This is a genomic window from Algoriphagus zhangzhouensis, from assembly GCF_900148515.1.
GTDB lineage: Bacteria > Bacteroidota > Bacteroidia > Cytophagales > Cyclobacteriaceae > Algoriphagus > Algoriphagus zhangzhouensis.
Genome location: NZ_FRXN01000001.1, coordinates 1142007 through 1160365 on the forward strand (window position 1 = coordinate 1142007; position 18359 = coordinate 1160365).

16 protein-coding genes are annotated in these 18359 nt (G+C 40.0%); 11 read left to right on the forward strand and 5 right to left on the reverse strand.

Annotated elements, in window-relative coordinates; translation table 11 throughout:
* The first annotated feature begins 44 nt into the window (after window positions 1-44).
* The 8 genes from topA (at window position 45) to BUF13_RS04870 (ending at window position 10186) form a co-directional block, all read left to right on the forward strand.
* A complete protein-coding gene (gene topA, locus BUF13_RS04835; RefSeq protein ID WP_073570584.1) occupies window positions 45-2369 on the forward strand; it encodes a type I DNA topoisomerase in 2325 nt (774 codons plus the stop codon).
* A gap of 53 nt (window positions 2370-2422) precedes the next feature.
* Complete coding sequence (locus BUF13_RS04840) at window positions 2423-3619, forward strand: carboxypeptidase-like regulatory domain-containing protein (RefSeq protein ID WP_073570585.1); 1197 nt, start codon at window positions 2423-2425, stop codon at window positions 3617-3619.
* A 41-nt stretch (window positions 3620-3660) separates the two neighbouring features.
* Entirely contained in the window at window positions 3661-4356 is a 696-nt protein-coding gene (locus BUF13_RS04845) for an SIR2 family NAD-dependent protein deacylase (RefSeq protein WP_073570586.1), read from the forward strand.
* A gap of 49 nt (window positions 4357-4405) precedes the next feature.
* The gene (locus BUF13_RS20790) at window positions 4406-5359 is read left to right on the forward strand and encodes a DUF5996 family protein (RefSeq protein WP_073570856.1); all 954 of its coding nucleotides are present in this window, start codon (window positions 4406-4408) and stop codon (window positions 5357-5359) included.
* 142 nt (window positions 5360-5501) lie between these two features.
* On the forward strand, window positions 5502-6614 hold the full coding sequence (locus tag BUF13_RS04855) for a serine hydrolase domain-containing protein (RefSeq protein ID WP_073570587.1): 1113 nt from the start codon (window positions 5502-5504) through the stop codon (window positions 6612-6614).
* Window positions 6611-7945: a YfcC family protein gene (locus BUF13_RS04860; protein ID WP_073570588.1), complete on the forward strand. Its 1335-nt coding sequence runs from the start codon at window positions 6611-6613 to the stop codon at window positions 7943-7945. The genes BUF13_RS04855 and BUF13_RS04860 overlap by 4 nt, the downstream gene beginning before the upstream one ends.
* Window positions 7946-7962: 17 nt before the next feature.
* On the forward strand, window positions 7963-8982 hold the full coding sequence (gene mgrA / locus BUF13_RS04865; RefSeq protein WP_073570589.1) for an L-glyceraldehyde 3-phosphate reductase: 1020 nt from the start codon (window positions 7963-7965) through the stop codon (window positions 8980-8982).
* A gap of 1 nt (window position 8983) precedes the next feature.
* On the forward strand, window positions 8984-10186 hold the full coding sequence (locus BUF13_RS04870) for an MFS transporter (RefSeq protein ID WP_073570590.1): 1203 nt from the start codon (window positions 8984-8986) through the stop codon (window positions 10184-10186).
* A gap of 15 nt (window positions 10187-10201) precedes the next feature.
* Here BUF13_RS04870 and BUF13_RS04875 read toward each other — a convergent pair whose 3' ends face one another.
* A complete protein-coding gene (locus BUF13_RS04875) occupies window positions 10202-10993 on the reverse strand; it encodes a hypothetical protein (protein WP_073570591.1) in 792 nt (263 codons plus the stop codon).
* A gap of 199 nt (window positions 10994-11192) precedes the next feature.
* Between BUF13_RS04875 and BUF13_RS04880 the strand changes: the two genes are divergently transcribed.
* Both BUF13_RS04880 and BUF13_RS04885 read left to right on the forward strand, forming a co-directional pair.
* Window positions 11193-12314: a pyridoxal phosphate-dependent aminotransferase gene (locus tag BUF13_RS04880; RefSeq protein WP_073570592.1), complete on the forward strand. Its 1122-nt coding sequence runs from the start codon at window positions 11193-11195 to the stop codon at window positions 12312-12314.
* Window positions 12314-12871 carry a GNAT family N-acetyltransferase gene (locus tag BUF13_RS04885; RefSeq protein WP_073570593.1) on the forward strand — a complete coding sequence of 186 codons (558 nt, stop codon included), beginning with the start codon at window positions 12314-12316 and terminating at the stop codon, window positions 12869-12871. Before BUF13_RS04880 ends, BUF13_RS04885 begins: the two co-directional genes overlap by 1 nt.
* A 24-nt stretch (window positions 12872-12895) precedes the next feature.
* Here BUF13_RS04885 and BUF13_RS04890 read toward each other — a convergent pair whose 3' ends face one another.
* The 4 genes from BUF13_RS04890 to BUF13_RS04905 form a co-directional block, all read right to left on the reverse strand.
* On the reverse strand, window positions 12896-14215 hold the full coding sequence (locus BUF13_RS04890) for an ABC1 kinase family protein (RefSeq protein ID WP_073570594.1): 1320 nt from the start codon (window positions 14213-14215) through the stop codon (window positions 12896-12898).
* A 3-nt stretch (window positions 14216-14218) separates the two neighbouring features.
* Window positions 14219-14884: a TetR/AcrR family transcriptional regulator gene (locus tag BUF13_RS04895; protein WP_073570595.1), complete on the reverse strand. Its 666-nt coding sequence runs from the start codon at window positions 14882-14884 to the stop codon at window positions 14219-14221.
* Between the two features lie 108 nt (window positions 14885-14992).
* Window positions 14993-15535 carry an ATP-dependent protease subunit HslV gene (hslV, locus tag BUF13_RS04900; RefSeq protein ID WP_073570596.1) on the reverse strand — a complete coding sequence of 181 codons (543 nt, stop codon included), beginning with the start codon at window positions 15533-15535 and terminating at the stop codon, window positions 14993-14995.
* A gap of 103 nt (window positions 15536-15638) precedes the next feature.
* Entirely contained in the window at window positions 15639-17273 is a 1635-nt protein-coding gene (locus BUF13_RS04905; RefSeq protein WP_073570597.1) for a pyruvate dehydrogenase complex dihydrolipoamide acetyltransferase, read from the reverse strand.
* Window positions 17274-17393: 120 nt separating this feature from the next.
* Between BUF13_RS04905 and BUF13_RS04910 the strand changes: the two genes are divergently transcribed.
* The gene (locus BUF13_RS04910) at window positions 17394-18353 is read left to right on the forward strand and encodes a YheT family hydrolase (protein WP_073570598.1); all 960 of its coding nucleotides are present in this window, start codon (window positions 17394-17396) and stop codon (window positions 18351-18353) included.
* Window positions 18354-18359 lie beyond the last annotated feature (6 nt).

The window sequence follows — 18359 nt, forward strand, 5'->3', positions numbered from 1 at the left end:
AGCATTTCAAATCAAGTCTGCTCAGACTTTATATCTTAGCTTATATGTCCAAAAACCTTGTAATCGTCGAATCACCTGCCAAAGCAAAAACCATTGAGGGATACTTGGGCAAGGACTTCAAAGTAGCCTCCAGCTATGGACATGTTCGAGACCTTCCCAAAGGTGATAAAGCGATCGATATAAAAAACCGATTCAAACCTACCTACGAAGTAACTCCTGATAAAAAAGAAGTTATCAAAAACTTGAAGAACTTGGCCAAAGATGCCGAGACTATCTACCTAGCAAGTGATGATGACCGCGAAGGAGAAGCCATTTCTTGGCACCTGAAAGAAGTACTCAAGCTGAAAGATGAAAACACCCGTAGGATTGTCTTTCGTGAAATTACAAAAAACGCAATAACTAAAGCAATAGAGAATCCCCGTGGAATCGACATTGATTTGGTCAATGCGCAGCAAGCACGACGAATTCTCGATCGTCTGGTTGGTTTCGAGCTTTCTCCAATTCTTTGGAAAAAAATCAAAACCGGACTTTCAGCTGGCCGTGTTCAATCCGTAGCTGTTCGTCTGATTGTAGATAGGGAAAGAGAAATCGAGGCGCACAACGCCAAGTCTTCTTATAGAATCACTGCTCAGTTTGAAACAGATGGAAAATCTTTCCAAGCAGAACTTCCTAGGAAATTTGAAACCAAAGAAGAAGCAGAAAGCTTCCTAAAGAGTTGTTTAGATGCTGATTTTTCAGTTGGAAACCTTGAGAAAAAGCCAGCTAAAAAGTCTCCAGCTCCTCCTTTTACAACTTCAACCCTTCAGCAGGAAGCGAGTAGAAAATTATACTTCTCAGTGGCCCAGACCATGTCTGTTGCTCAGAAACTATACGAAGCTGGTAAGATCACTTATATGCGTACTGATAGTGTCAATCTATCCGAAGACGCGATGCAATCTGCCAAAAATGCGATTGAGGATTCGTACGGTTCTCAATACCACCAATCCAGAAAATATACCACCAAATCCGAAGGCGCACAAGAGGCTCACGAAGCCATCAGGCCTACTGATTTCTCTCAGTCTCAGGTTTCTGGTGATCGGAATGAACAACGTTTGTATGAGTTAATCTGGAAAAGAGCCATCGCATCTCAAATGTCTGATGCTCAACTAGAAAAGACAACCATCACGATTGCCATTTCCAACTCAGATTTGACCCTTTCAGCACATGGTGAAATCATCAAATTCGAAGGATTCCTGAAGGTTTATCTAGAAAGTACCGATGAGGAGCCGGATGAAGAAGATAGCACCAACAAATCCTTGCTACCTCCTCTTGAGATTGGTCAAGGCTTGGATCTTTTGGAAATGAAAGGTCGAGAAAGCTTTACCAGACCAGCTCCAAGATATACGGAAGCTTCTCTGGTAAAGAAACTGGAAGAATTGGGTATCGGTAGACCATCCACTTATGCTCCGACTATTTCTACCATCCAGCGTAGAGAATATGTCATCAAGGAATCCAGAGATGGAAAGCCTCGTGAATATCAGGAAATGAAAATTGCAAAGGGCCAGTATAAATCAGAAACAAAAACTGAGATCACTGGAGCAGAAAAGCAAAAGCTTTTTCCTACAAACATGGCGATGGTTGTGAATGATTTCTTGGTGGAGCACTTCCCGAATGTCATTGACTTCAACTTTACTGCTAAGGTGGAGAAGGAATTTGATGATATCGCTGCAGGAGGCCAAGTTTGGCAGGATATGATTGATTCATTCTATGGCAACTTCCACCACAGTGTCGAAGAAACAGAGCAAGTCTCCAGACAAGACATCAATACGAGCAGATTCTTAGGAAATCATCCTGAGTCAGGTAAACCGATGACTGCTCGTTTGGGAAGATTTGGACCATTGGTTCAGATCGGAGACAGTGAGGATGAAGACAAACAATACGCTTCCCTTAAAAAGGGCCAATTCATCGAAAACATCAGCCTAGAGGATGCTCTGGAGCTTTTCAAACTTCCAAGAGATGTGGGCATGTTTGAAGACAAAAAAATTGTGGCTGCTATAGGTAGATTCGGTCCTTATGTAAGGCATGATGGATCTTTTGTTTCTTTGAAAAAGGAAATGGATCCTTTGAGTATTACTGAGGAAGAAGCAATCCAATTGATCAAAGACAAGCGAGAAGCAGATGCCAAAAAGCATATCAAAAGCTTCGATGAGAATCCTGATATTCAAATCCTAAATGGACGTTGGGGACCTTATATCAAGTTTGGAAAGAATAATTTCAAAATCCCTAAAGACAAGGAAGCTGAGAAATTAACCTATGAAGAAACAATTGAAATCATAGAGAATCAACCGGAACCAAAGAAAAAAGGTGGTAGGTTTTCCAAGAAAAAATAAAAACTAGAAAAACGGTCAGTCCAAAGCTGACCGTTTTCTATTTTTATAGTTCCATGAAAAGATATTTTTCTGCCTTAATTCTTTTCTTCATTATCCATCTTTCATTTGGTCAGACACTCTTGAAAGGTCGGGTTGAAGAGTCAGGAACTGGTAATCCAGTCTCTTATTGTTCTATCTACCTACCAAATACAACTTTGGGGATGACTGCCGATGAAAAGGGGCAGTTTCAGATCGAAATCCCAAATGGAAGTTATGATGTAGCGGTACGAATGGTTGGCTATGAAACTCAAACCTTCCACATCCAAACAGACAATCTCCCAAAAGATGGGTACTTGATTTATCTTCAAGTCAACGAGACTGAATTGGGAGGAATTGATGTCAATGACGAGAGAGATTCTGTGTGGTATCGAAACTTGAGAACTTTCAAAAACTATTTCCTTGGAACCAGCAAAAACGCAAAAAAAGCAGGAATAGGAAATGAGAAAAAGATCCTACTGGATAGTGACTCTAAACCAGGAATTCTTTTGGCAAGTGCCAATGAGCCGATTTTGATCCACAATCCCAACTTGGGCTATACCTTGGATTTTGATCTGGTAGAATTTGAATATAATTCCAGAGCGGGCTCATTTTATTATTTGGGATATCCCCTATTTATCCCCGATCAAAATCTTTCCAAATCAAAAGAGAGGAGAATCGAAAAAAATCGATTAGAAGCTTATCAAGGAAGCCTACAACATTTTATTTCAGCGCTATACCAAGGAAATACTCGCAAAGAGCGATATGAAATCAGAAGAATTCTCAAAGTTCCCAATCCTGAAAAACCAAAAAAAGAATCCATAGAAAGGGCTGAAAATCTATTTAAAGGGTCTCAAGATCAAACTGTAAAAGATTCCCTTCAATTTTACTTTTTGGATAAGAAATCACTTCCTGACAGTGTTGACTATTTAGAAAGAAATCCAATCAATTCAACTGAAATTATTTCGACAGACCCCGACGGGAAACGAATTTTGAAAGGAGACGCAATTCTTCATGTCACCTATTTGGTGGAAAAAGAATCAGCAGAATTCCTGGGTTCTATGAATGCTTCGAATCCAGGACCTCAAGTTTCTAAATTGTATATCAGGGTTCCAGTTTTAGAATTATTTGAAAATGGGAGCTATTCGGATCCACTTGGGATATTGATTGAAGGCTATATGGGTTGGGAGAAAGTGGCCGACCTGATGCCTTTAGACTATAAACCCAAAGACTAGAGGCAGTTTGGATCATTCTCTTGCACCTTCTAATTTTAATCATGAATAAAAAACGATTGGTTGTTCTCTCAGGGGCTGGTATTTCTGCTGAAAGCGGGATCAAAACCTTCAGAGATAGTGGTGGTCTGTGGGAAGGTCATGACGTGATGGAGGTTGCTTCGCCTGAAGGCTGGAGGAGAAATCAGGATTTGGTTCAAGAGTTTTACAATTTGAGGAGAAAACAAGCCAGAGAATGTCTTCCCAATTTAGCCCACGAGCTTTTGGTTGAATTGGAATCAAATTTTGAGGTTCTGATCATTACCCAAAACGTGGATGATTTGCATGAAAGAGCCGGTTCGAGCAAAGTTCTTCACCTTCATGGAGAGCTGAATAAAGCCCAAAGTTCCTTAGACCCCAATTTGGTCTATGAATTGGATCATTGGGAAATTAAAAAAGGAGACAAATGTGAAAAAGGAAGCCAACTTCGTCCAAATGTAGTTTGGTTTGGTGAGCCTGTTCCCAAAATGCTTGATGCAATCAAATGGGCCGAAAAAGCTGACATTTTCTTGGTAATCGGGACTTCTCTTCAGGTTTATCCAGCAGCGGGCTTGGTGGATTATGCACCTACGACAGCACCTATTTACCTGATTGACCCTAATTCAGAGTTTTCAAGACTCCCTACAAGGATTACACATTTGAAAAATTCTGCCACCGAAGGAATGAAAATTTTGAAAGATTTATTGATTCCTGAAATTTAATTTCGAAGCTTGATCGAAAAGCCATAAATTGAAAGACAAATTTTTTCCTATGGCAACCAAAAGATCAATCTGGCCGACTTTAGTTTTTGAGGAATATAAGGATACCCAGTACTTATTACATCATTGGTTTCAGATGATCGGCAAAGTCCGATTAAAGAAATCTCCTTGGCAAAATCATTCCTGGCATGTCACTTTATATGTTGACTCTCAAGGCCTGACCACTGGCCCGATTCCCTATGAATCTGGCAACTTTGAAATTCGATTTGACTTTACCAGACATGAGGTAAAATTCAAAACTAGTAATGGAACTAGAGATAGATTTTCACTCGGAGGGCAAACGATTGCAAGCTTTTATGAGCAGATGAATGAAAAGCTCAAATTCTTGGGAATTCCTGTCAAAATTAGCGACACTCCCAATGAAATGATCGATTGCATTCCTTTTGCAAAAAACACAAAGAGGATTCCCTACCTACCCAATGAGGCACAAAAGCTATGGAAAGCTCTCGTATTGATTCAGAATGCATTCACTGTATTTCGAGCCAGATTCAGAGGAAAACATAGCCCTGTACATTTCTTTTGGGGATCATTTGATTTGGCTTATTCCAGATTTTCTGGGGCTGAAGCACCTGAATACGATTCCAGTCAACCCAATATTTCCAAAGAAGTGATGAAGGAAGCATACTCCCATGAAGTATTTAGTATTGGCTTTTGGCCAGGAGGAGACACATATCCCGATCCTTGCTTTTATGCTTATTGCTATCCTTATCCTGAAGGGTTTCAGGAAAGTAAAATATTACCAGAAACAGCATCCTGGAATTCAAGTTTAGGTGAGTTTATTCTCCCTTACAAATCTGTTCAATCCAGTTCAAATCCTCAGGAGACATTATTGGCATTTTTACAATCTACCTATGAAGCCGCTGCAGGTGCTGCAAACTGGGATCGAGTGAAATTAGATTGCGATTTTTCGAATTTAGAAAAGAAAAATTCCAATATTACACTATGATATCCAATGTTTTAAATAGCTTTTTCGGAGAGATTCATTTGATTTTTTCCAGAGTTAAAAGAAACCAGTTCTTTCAAGATTCAATTTTAAAAACCAACCAACTCAATCAACCACTACTAACTGAAATACAAATGGTTAAGGAATGAAAATTAAAGCAAAATTCATTCTATGGCCTTTACTCGCTTGGGGGATTATTTTTCTAGGTTCTGAATGGTGGAATAGCCACCCTAAAGTCGTCATCCCAACTCCACTTTCTGCACAAACCAAGTCAGAGAAAATAGATTCTCTAGCTATATCAACCTTAAATGAAAATCTTCTTTCTGGACTTTCTGTAGCCATTATTGAAGATTCAAAAATCAGCTATAAAAAAGCTTTCGGCTTTTATAAATTGAATGAAAAGGATAGCCTGAAACCGTCCACAGTGATACCCGTGGCTTCCATTTCAAAACTTTTCACCAGTCTCACCTTAGCTGGCTATTTGGATACCTTGGGTATAATTGTGACAGATCCAATTTCGATTCTTAATATCCCTGAAATCTCAGCTGATTCAGACCTTGGAAAATTAAGTTTTGAACAATTGCTGAGACATCAATCCGGGATCCATGATCAAAGTCTTTTTCAAAGAATCACCACCAGAAAAGCTTCATTCTCTATCGAAGAATTCGGCCATGAATTAATCTCAAACTCGGAAAACCTGGAATCAGATAAGAGTTATCAATATTCTGATAGCAACTTTGATTTCATTGGATATTTATTGGAGAAATCATCTGGACAGGCTTTCCAAGAATTAGTTCAAACCAGCATGTTAGATCATCTAGGAATGGTTGATTCTAGATTTAATACTGAATCAATCATTGAATATGGTTATAGAAAAACCAGAATTTGGAAAAGGATTAAGCCTTCACCTATTCAATTTTCTTTAGTCCCCTCTCCTTCTTCCGGACTGGAAACGACCTTGGATGACCTGAGCAAAGGCTTGATCCAGTTAACACGTGGAGATTTGGGATTATTGGAAAAGGAACTCAAATGGCTGCAAACCTCCTCAGAACTACCTCCGGCAGGATTTCAGGCTATCACTTTGGATGGTCATAAAATGATCGGGCATTTTGGGGCCCAATCGGGATTTAGTTCGCTAATCGTATTTGATCCTATTCAAAAAACAGGAATCCTCATCTTATCAAATACCCGAGAGATAAATGATTTCAGAATCAATTTGGCAAGCCAGATTTATACTCTACTCCTAAAAAGCCCATGAAACTCTCCTTCCCTCACCCCTTAATCATCCTTCTAATTTTTGTAATCCTTTCAGGTATATCTACATACCTGATACCTGCAGGAGAATTTGAAAGAAGACTTGATGAGGTAACAGGGCGAGAAGTTGTGATAGGTGGATCCTACCATGAAGTGGAAAGTCAACCAATTTCTTTAGGACAATTAGCTTTGGCGATTCCTGAGGGTCTGATTTTCGGAGCTGATTTGGTGGTTTTAATCCTTGTGATTGGTGGAGCCTTTTATGTAGTAGAAAAGACGGGAGCACTTCAGGTTGGAATTGAAGCTTTGATCTATCGATTCAGAGGCAATTCAATCTTGCTATTGGTCTGTTTATCTTTAGCCTTTTCAATTGCAGGAGGCACGATAGGAATGCAGGAGGAGATTATAGCCATGGCCCCTATCCTCGTCATGCTGGCTAACAAATTGAATTATGACAAAATATCAATCATAGGATTATCCCTTGGATCCGCATTGCTTGGCGCTGGTTTATCTCCTATAAATCCATTTAATGGGCTATTGGCTCAGAATATTGCTGAACTCAATGTCCAAGAAGGCATTGTCTTTAGGCTGATTGTGTTTGTGATTGGTATCGGATTTTGGACATTTTTGATGATCAGAAAAGGAAAATCAAAGGGAGAACAAACCGAACCTCTGGAGTTCATGTCGGTAAAAATCACCTGGAACAATGCTTTAATTTTAATCCTTGCAACCGGGGGTGTTGTCGTATCTGGTTGGGGAATCACCCAAAAAGACTGGGGATTCAATGAAATGTCCGCCCTCTTTTTTGTAATCGGAATTACTTGCGGAATTCTGGGAAAAATGGGCCTTAATGGTACCGCCAGAGCATATACAGAAGGATTTAGCGAAATGATCTTTGCGGGAGTAATTGTGGGGTTGGCAAGAAGTGTTTATATCGTTTTAGAAAAAGGAATGGTAATAGACACCATGATTCAAGGCCTATTTAGCCCCTTGGAATCCTTGCCAGATTCAATGGCTTTGCTCGGATTGTACATCACACAATTGTTGATTCATATTCCAGTTCCCAGTACTTCCGGACATGCGGTTTTGACGATTCCGCTTGCAACACCACTGATGGATTTGCTAGGTATCTCTCGTCAGTTAGCAGTATTCACCTACCAATATCCTGCTAGTCTCATGGATATGATCACCCCTACCAATGGAGGTATGATGGCGGTGGTAGCTGCCGCTGGCATCAACTTTAAAGACTGGCTAAAATATATTATCAAGCCTTGGATCCTCTTGTGCATTTTCTGTTTGATATCTGTTTTTATCGCCTTAATTTGGTTTGGTTAAACCTAAAAAGCCTGTTTATGCACATTAACGATCACAACCCTTTACCAATCTATCACCCAGCCTCTGATCGATATGATCAGATGAACTATAGAAGGACTGGTAAAAGCGGTTTGTTATTACCAGAAATCAGCCTGGGACTATGGCACAACTTCGGTCATAATGCTGATTTTACTTTGGGTAGAAAAATCCTAAGAAGAGCCTTTGATTTGGGAATTTCCCACTTTGACCTAGCCAATAACTACGGACCTCCTTACGGTTCAGCTGAGGAAAATTTTGGAAGAATCTTCAAGAAAGACTTCCTTCCTTTTCGAGATGAATTGATTATCTCCTCCAAAGCTGGCTGGGATATGTGGCCAGGACCTTATGGAAATATGGGTTCTAGAAAATATCTGATTGCCAGTTGTGATCAAAGTCTGAAAAGAATGGGATTGGACTACGTGGATATCTTTTATCATCATAGACCTGATCCTGAAACGCCATTGGAAGAAACAATGGGAGCTTTAGACCAATTGGTAAGACAAGGAAAAGCTCTTTACGTAGGAATCTCTCAATATAGCGCAGAGGATACTGCAAGAGCCTATGAAATTCTAAAGCAGATGGGAACTCCACTTTTGATCCATCAGCCTCGCTATAGCATGATCGACAGATGGGTAGAAGGTGGACTTTTGGATGTTTTGGGAGAAAAAGGCATCGGAAGCATCGCATTTTCACCTTTGGAGCAAGGAATGCTTACTGACAAATATCTAAAAGGAATCCCGGAAGATTCACGAGCTGCCAAAGACGGTAGATACCTAAAACCAGAACAAATCGGAGGAGAGAAATTGGAAATGATCCGACAGCTAAATGATATTGCCAAAACCAGAAATCAAACGCTGGCGCAAATGGCGATCGCTTGGCTTTTGAAAGATCCTAGAATCACTTCTGTCTTGGTTGGAGTATCTAAACCAGAACAATTGGATGATAATGTGAGTGCTATCAAAAACACTCAATTTTCTGAATCAGAAGTAGCTAAAATAAAAGAAATACTAGGAGCTTAATATGAGCCAACCTACCTCTAGAAGTGCCCTGATTTTGATCGTAATTGCTCAATTTTTGGGCACTTCTCTTTGGTTTGCAGGCAATGCAGCTATTCCAGAAATCAGCAAGATTTTAGGAGAACCAGAATTGACAGCTTCTATTACCACAGCTGTTCAGTTAGGGTTTATTTCTGGCACATTGATCTTTGCAATCCTTTCCATTCCAGATAGATTCCCACCCAACAAGGTCTTTTTGTACAGTTCTTTACTGGCAGCTTTTTTTAATTTAGGAATTACCCTTCTTCCACTTCATTTATTTAATCTATTAATCGGCCGCTTTCTTGTAGGTTTTTTCCTTGCAGGAATTTATCCAGTCGGAATGAAAATCGCAGCTGATTATTTCCAAAAAGGTCTTGGATCAGCTCTGGGTTTTTTAGTGGGTGCATTGGTTTTAGGAACTGCATTTCCTCATTTGATTCGAGCCTTGGATTTGCAATTTTCCTGGAAATTCATTTTCTGGACGACTTCAATTTTAGCCAGTTTGGGAGGAATTTTAATAGGTTGGAAAGTTCCTGACGGTCCCTTTCGTAAACCAAGTCCTAAATTTGATTGGGGAGTCATACCGAGATTATCCAAACTGCCAGCCCTAAAAGGAGCTGCCTCAGGCTATTTTGGACACATGTGGGAGCTTTATACCTTTTGGGCATTTGTCCCTGCTCTTGTAGCTTATTTTAGCTCACAGCCTACCCAAACAGCTTTCAACGCATATCTATCATTTGCCATCATCGGAGTTGGTGCAATTTCCTGTGGAATTGGAGGATTGATCTCTGTTAAAAAAGGATCCAATACAGTTGCTCTATTCTCATTAGTAGGATCTGGAATTTGTTGTCTCATACTTTGGATACTTCCTAATTCACCCGATTATCTCTGGATTGGGTTTCTTCTGATTTGGGGTATGTTGGTAACGGCAGACTCTCCTCAATTTTCAACATTGGTGGCTCAAGCAACGCCTTCTGAATACAAAGGAACAGCGCTTACCTTGGTCAATTGTTTTGGATTTTCCCTAACCATCCTATCTATCCAATTTGCACAATTTTTACAAAAATGGTTGGAGCTTACCCAAGTATTGAGTCTTTTATTCCTGGGACCTGCTGTAGGTCTATTGCTTTTCAAAATCTTTAAAAACAAAAAGGAGGCTCTGTCTCCAAGCCTCCCTGCGTCTTAACAAACCGGACCTCTGTTATCGAACGACGTTTTCTAGTGTTGCTAAATAAACCCACTTTTGGTCTCGTGAGTTCAAGCCTTCATTGACAGCATCTCTTTCTTCTGCTGTTTGATCCAAATCTTCATAAGCCTGACCATTGAAAAATTGCATGTAGTCTTTATACATATTCATCGTCAAGTGAGTAGATTGAGCTTGTGAACCCAGCGGAAGCGCCGTTCTCAAGAAACTCCAATGACCCATTAGTCCTTTTTCAATTCGCTCTTGATGAATTGGTTTAAAAACTTCCATTTCCGCCTGTTCGTAATCGTCAAACAGGCCTTCATTGGCTTTCATTAAATCAAAAGAGGCCAATACACCAGGTTTCATTTGAAAGCTATCATCTGTGTGGGCAACTTCTCTCATGTAAAGCCTCATAGGCATATCTCTCATGGCGAGAGATTCTTGAAAGATTTTGACCACCTGGGCATCGTTCAAATGAGGATAAGCGATTTTAGTATACTCTATCATCTTTTCCTCATCCAGACCGTTCATCATATTCACAGGATCGTCATAATAGGTAATCATAATATATTGGAAGTCGCTGTGATCAGCACCAGACTGTAGCGCCCAAAAGTCCCAACCATCGATTTTACCGTCATTCAAAGCCTGACGATATACCTTTTCCATCAAATCCTTAAATTCGATATAGTCAAAGATTTGGTCGTTTTCCACTTTGACAAATTCGAATACCATATACTGAGTTTGCTGGGCTCTGAGGGTTGAGAACCATAGCAACCCACCAATCAATAAAAAAACAATTTTTTTCATATTACAGGGGGTTTAGGGTTAATTGTGCTTTTGTATAATTTAAAAATATATTTTGTTTGAAAGCAAATTTTTAAAATGAAATTTTATTTATTGGAATTTTTCAGGATAAAACTTATTTTTAATAAAGTAAGGCCGAAAATGTAATATTTACAAAGCAGGTCGAGAAATCTTGGAATATTACTAATAAAACGATCATAAGATGACAGGAATTACAAGAAGATCATGGCTAAAAAAAGTAGGGATAAGCACTGGTCTTTCCTTTGCCGGAACTGGTTTTTTAAGTGATTTGAGCGCTGAGGAAATCAAAAAGTTTAATCCCAGACCTTTCGATGGCCCCATTAGACTCGGTTCAAACGAGAATCCTTATGGACCCTCACAAAAAGCAAGGCAAGCAATGCAAGCTCATTTCGACTTAGGTTGCAGGTATCCATATGCCTATAATGGAGACCTGACCAAAATGATTGCTGAGAAAGAAGATGTACCAGAAGATCATATTGTACTCGTTGCCGGATCTACTGAAGGACTAAAAATCACAGGGATTACATTTGGAGAAGGCGGAGAAATCATCAGCTGTGCCCCTACTTTCCTCGCTATGATGGATTATTCTGCGCTTTGGGGCACGGAAATTAATTGGGTTCCATTAACAAAGGACCTGGATTTTGATTTGGATGAAATCGAAAAGCGAGTTTCCTATGAAACAAGACTAGTTTTCCTCTGTAATCCTAACAACCCAACCGGAAAACTACTCCCAGCAGATCGAGTAAGAGATTTCTGCGATACAGTCAGCAAGAAAGCAATCGTGTTTAGTGACGAGGCCTATTATGATTTTATCACCGAACCCAACTATCCCTCCATGGTCGAATTAGTTAAGGAGGGAAAAGATGTAATCGTATCCAAAACATTCTCTAAAGTGTATGGTTTAGCGGGAATAAGATTGGGATATTTGATCGCCAGGCCTGCTTTAGCTGCAAAACTGAGAGAACGTGTTGTTGCCAGTACCAATATCATGGCGATTGAAGCCGGAAAAGCTGCACTTCAGGATCAAGAGTTTTATGACTTTGCCATTCAGAAAACCAATGAGGCAAAAGCTGAAATCATAGCCACTTTAGATGACTTGAAACTTCCCTATGCTACTTCACATGCTAATTTCATTTTCTTCCATTCAGGAAAAGATATTGTGGAATTAAATCAAACATTTAGGGACAAGGGAATCATCATAGGAAGACCTTTTCCTCCCTTGAATGATTGGTGTAGAATTTCGACCGGAACTACAGAAGAAATTGCGTTATTTAACCAAACATTACGAGAAGTCTATAGCTGATGCTAGAATCAACAATAACCCTACAAAATCATCAAATCCTGCTAAGACCTATTTCTAAGCAGGATTTTCCTTTTATGTTAACCTTGACGCAGGAAAAGGAAATGTGGAATTACTTTACCTCGGACCTGAGCATTCCAGAGGAATTGGAAAAATGGGCTCAACCAGCATTTGATGGGGATAGAGTCCAGTTTACGGTTATAGATAAAGAAACACAGGAAATTTTAGGTTCCTCTGCTTTTGGAAACTACTCCAAAAAGGATGAAAGAATAGAAATAGGCTGGACCTGGCTAGGAAAACCGTCACAGGGAAAAGGAGTTAATTCTCAAATGAAATTTTTGATGATGGAATATGCATTTGAAATCCTGAAAGTAAAGCGAGTAGAAATCAAAACTGATGTCCTAAACCTGCCAGCTCGAAAAGCAATGTTGAAAATGGGAATTATTGAGGAAGGAGTTTTAAGGAGTCATACGCTCCTTTGTACAGGAAGGAGAAGAGACACCATATATTACAGTGTGTTGGAGCATGAGTGGCCTACATTGAAGAAAAATTGGAAATAAAAAAAGCGCCTGTTGGCGCTTTTTTTATTGAAGCCATTGCGGCTTAGTCGTATCTATTTCTGCTTCCAATTGATTCAATAAATTATAAAGCCCAAAATAGGTCCTATTGATATACAAGCCGTGACGAGATCCCCGTGCTTGCCTAGACTTTTTAAACATTTTATCATTGGAAATCCGATCTCCCAATTCAAAAATCTGATCAAAAAACCGATTATCTGCAAAGTCAAAACGGTCTGAATGAAATGGTTTTCCCAATAAGGAAATCATTTCACGGAAAGCCCCTTTGTAGAATTCCCGTTCATCTGGACTGTCCTTATCTGAAATAAATTCCAGATCATAAAATACCTGGTTGAGCTCATCTTCATTCAAAAGCATATCCTTTTTGATCAAAGCAAAATATCCTTGATAAAAGTCTTCTGGAATGATTTTAACACATCCAAAATCGATAATTCCCAGGTTTCCATCATCCTGAACGATGAAATTTCCCGGATGCGGATCAGCATGGACTTGCTTCAGATGGTGAACCTGATGATCATAGAAATCCCAAAGAGCTTGCCCAATCTTATTCTTTTCTTTTTGTGTTGGGTTGGTTTCCAGCCATTCTTTGATATGTTTTCCTTTAATCCAATCCATGGTAATGATCCGGTCTCCACTCCATTGGTCATAATACTTAGGAAAATTCAAATGTGGAATATGGGAACAAGCTTCCGAAATCTCTCTAGAGCGCCCCACTTCCAAAATATAATCTGTTTCCTCAAGCAATCTTTCCTCAACTTCTGCCATGTAATGATCCAACTCCCTTTCATTCATATTGAGGAGTCTTAAGGCAAAGGGTCTCACCAATTTCAAATCAGAACTTACTGAGTTTGCCACTCCGGGATATTGAATTTTCACTGCCAACAATTTCCCCTCTTTCGTTGCCTGATGGACTTGACCAATGGAGGCAGCATTAACAGCAGATCGAGTAAATGTATCAAAGATCTGATCAGGGGTTTTCTTCAGATTTTGTTGAAAAGTCTTTACGACAAGTGGATATGACAAAGGTGGAGCCGAATACTGAGCCATAGTAAACTGATCTTGATAGGCCCTTGGAAGCAGATTCTTATCCATGGACATCATCTGTGCAACCTTCAAAGCAGAACCTTTTAGCTCACTTAGAGAGCTATAAATATCTCTTGCATTAGATTCATGCAAAGCCTCCTTCTCAAGTTTGGGATCTACTATTTTCTTCGCATAATGCTTCACATAATTCCCTCCCACTTTAGCTCCTGTTGAGATAAATTTGGCAGCACGCTGAACTTTGGAAACCGGAATGGATTCCTGCTCTTTTAACTTCTCAGCCATGGCCTACTTGTTTTGGTATAAAAACTTAGCAAAGTCTAGAAAACGGTCCAATGCACTTTGCCCCATTAGATCGAAAGCCAAATTGACTGATTTCTCAATTGCCGCATCTGTTTTTTCAAATCGAGGAGATTGATCTTCCATCCAATATTTGAAAACAAATAAAACCTGAACCCAAAGCGCCTCTCCATATCGATCTGATAAAATCGGTCGTTTGGTAATCTCCTGAGACTCCTCTCCTTCTTTGAGGATTTCTGAGGAATATTCCAGAAACTCTTTCCTAAATGCTTTCAATTCAGTTGGTATCATCCCTAAACGACTGCTTTGTTTTTGGTATAGCGCCAATAAGAATGAACGGTGATTTTTCAATACTTCAATCCAAGTAAATAAAAAGCCCAAAAACTTTTCTCTAGATGAATACTCAGGATAAACTTCCTGCTCCTTCAGCTGACTTAATGTTTCATCAAGAATTTGGGACCAAATAGCTGATTTGATCCCTTCAAAGGAAGTGAAATAGGAGTAAAAATCTCCCTCCTTCATTTTCATCTCTTGCGTAAACTTGAAAATTGATTTGGGCTCAGATCCATGTTCCAAAACATGAGAGATATAGCTTTCAATGATCTTCTTTCTTGGGTCTTTTTTGGTAGTTTTTCTAGCAGTTTGAGTTTCCATCTTCAAGGCTTTGATTTAATTGATAAACAAGCAAAAGGCCCCAGAGGTTTTTAAAAAGGCATAAAAAAACCGGGATTTTATTGTCCCGGTTTCATTTTTTGAGTGATATCAACTTTTGACCTTTTCAACGACCAAATTATGGTTGGTATAAATACAGACATCAGCTGCTATATGAAGGCTTTCTCTGACCATTTCCTCTGCACTCATGGTTGGTGCAAATTTCTTCATGGCTCTCGCTGCAGACTGGGCATACATGCTTCCAGATCCAATAGTGGCAATTTCCATATCCGGTTCGATCACATCGCCAGTTCCAGAGATGATCAAGATATCATCCTGATCTGCAACAATCATCATTGCCTCGAGCTTACTCAGCATCCGGTCTGTTCTCCATTCCTTTGCTAATTCAACGGCGGCTCTTTTCATATTATTTCCAAAAGCTCCCAATTTCTCTTCAAACTTCTCCAAAAGTGTAAAAGCATCAGCGGTAGAACCAGCAAAACCAGTTACGATTTTCCCTCCTTGCAATACTCGAATCTTTTTGACGCTGCTTTTGGCAACTGTATTTCCCAAAGTCGCCTGCCCATCTGCTCCAATGACTGTTTCTCCATTGTGCTTGATAGCAACGACCGTTGTTGATTTAATTTTCTCCATGTGGCAAAAATTTCTATTCTAATTGGTTATCGTGTGGCATCTTTCTACCAATAACCGTTCTAAAGCAAAAAGTCCTGTCGAAACAGGACTTTTTGGCAGTTTATTAGATTAAGATTCTGACTGGATCCTCCAGTAGACCTTTCAGTGTCAATAGGAAGGCAGAGCCTACAGCTCCATCTACTACTCGGTGATCACAAGACAAAGTTACCTTCATCACGTTGCCAATTTTCATCTGGCCATCTTTCACGATCACAGTTTCTTTGATACCACCTACAGCTAGAATACATGCATCTGGTGGGTTGATGATAGCAGTGAATTCATCGATTCCAAACATACCCAAGTTGGAGATAGTGAAGGTGTTTCCTTCCCAATCCTTAGGCTGAAGTTCTTTGGTTTTAGCTTTTCCACCCAAAGTTTTTGCTTCAGTAGAAATCTGAGAAAGAGATTTGCTGTCTGCGAAACGAATCACAGGCACCAACAATCCTTCTTCAACAGCTACCGCCATACCGATATGGATATGATCATTGTATCTGATCTTATCTCCCAACCAGCTGGAGTTTACTTTTGGATGCTGACGCAAAGCAGCAGCTGCAGCTTTGATCACCATATCATTGAATGAAATCTTCACAGGGGCAATCTCATTCATGCTCTTACGAGCTTCGATTGCTTTGTCCATGTTGATTTCCATTGTCAAATAGAAGTGAGGAGCAGAGAATTTGCTTTCTGCCAATCTCTTCGCAATGACTTTTCTCATTTGAGAAACTTTCTCCTCTATGAAGCTTTCCTGACCAACTACAGGTGCAGAGGCTCCGGCAGCAGCGGCAACAGGTGCAGCAGCAGGTACAAAGTTCTCGATATCTCTTTTGACAATTCTCCCATTTTCACCGCTTCCGGCTACCTGACGAATGTCAATTCCTTTTTCTTCAGCAATTTTCTTTGCAAGTGGGGAAGCTTTCACTCTCTCTCCATCAGCAAGAACTGGAGCAGCGGTAGAAGCAGCAGGTGCAGCTTTAGGAGCTTCTGGAGCTTTGGTTTCAGCAGGCTTCTCAGCTGGAGCAGGTGCAGCAGCTTCTGGCTCTGAAGAAGATTGCTCTTGAGCTTTCAACAAAGTCTCGAAATCAGCACCTTTTTCACCGATCACAGCTATGACACCGTCCACAGGAACGCTATCACCAGCTTCTACACCGATGTAAAGCAAAGTACCATCCTCATAAGACTCCAATTCCATGGTTGCCTTATCAGTTTCTACTTCTGCAATGATTTCACCTGATTTGATATCATCACCTACTTTCTTCAACCATGCAGCGATAGTACCTTCCTGCATGGTATCAGACATCTTAGGCATTGTAATTACAGTTGCAGCGATGTTGGAAGTGTCAATTTTCTCAACAGGTGCAGCCGCTTGAGGAGCAGCTTCTTTTTTCTCTTCAGCTTTAGGAGCCTCTTCAGCTTTCGCTTCAGATGCACCACCTTCGCTTAATAGACTTTGGAAATCTTCTCCCTTCTCTCCGATCACAGCAATAATTCCATTAACTGGAACTGCATCTTTTTCTTTTACTCCAATGTATAAAAGGACACCCTCTTCGTAGGACTCAAGCTCCATAGTTGCTTTGTCGGTTTCTACTTCAGCAAGGATATCTCCTGGCTTCACAGAATCTCCAACTTTTTTCAACCATGCAGCGATCACCCCTTCTTCCATGGTGTCACTCATCTTAGGCATTCTTATTACTTCGGCCATAGGTTATTGCGCGCTAGTTCGTTTTAAAGTGTCCAAAAATAGTTTTTATAATGTCTTTATTCAAATTTAAAACTAGTATTTTCCCAACCCTTTTAAGACTACATATCCCCTGCTATTTACATGCCTTTGATCTCCAATAGCTCCTACAAAAGACCTAAGTGGCTGTTTAATGGACATTTAGAGACTATTTATCCTGCTCTTTTCCGAAAAGTCACCTTAGGGACTCCTGAAAGAGAAAGAATAAAAACTCCCGACAAAGATTTTTTGGATTTGGATTGGTATCGGCAAAATGGAGAACATTTAATCATTATTTGCCACGGTTTGGAGGGAAATAGCAGTAGACCTTATATGTTGGGAATGGCCAAACTTTTCTTGGAGGATGGCTATGATGTCATGACTTGGAATTACCGTGGATGTGGTGACGAGCTGAATCAAAATGCAATATTCTACCACTCCGGAGCCACCTATGATCTACAAGAGGTAGTCCAGCGTGCCATTAAGGATTATGATTCTATAAGTTTGGTCGGCTTTAGTTTAGGTGGAAATCTGGTTCTCAAATATTTGGGAGAAAAAGGAGATTCCATTCCTCAAATCAAAAAAGGTGTCGCGGTATCAGTTCCGCTCCACTTATCAAGTTCCAGCAAAAAAATATCTGAAACTGAAAACACGCTGTATTCCAAGCGTTTTTTGAGAACATTGAAGAAGAAGGTGATTCAAAAAGCCAAAGAGCACCCCGAGCAAATCCCTGTTCATTTCCTTAAAAATATCAGAACACTCAGCGACTTTGATGATGTTTACACAGGCCCTTTACATGGCTTCAGTGACGCTGAAGAGTATTATGAGATCAATTCTTCTATTAATTTTCTAAAGGATATCCGCATCCCTACCCTAGTCCTTAATGCCAAAAATGACCCTTTCCTGAGTGAGCTTTGCTTTCCTGAAAAAATGGCCAAGGAATTAGACAGTGTCTACTTTGAATTCCCAAAACATGGGGGACATGTTGGGTTTACTCCACTAAATTCCAAAGATCCTTACTATTCTGATCAAAGAGCATTTGAATTTATTCGGATGGATATCTAACTTCCA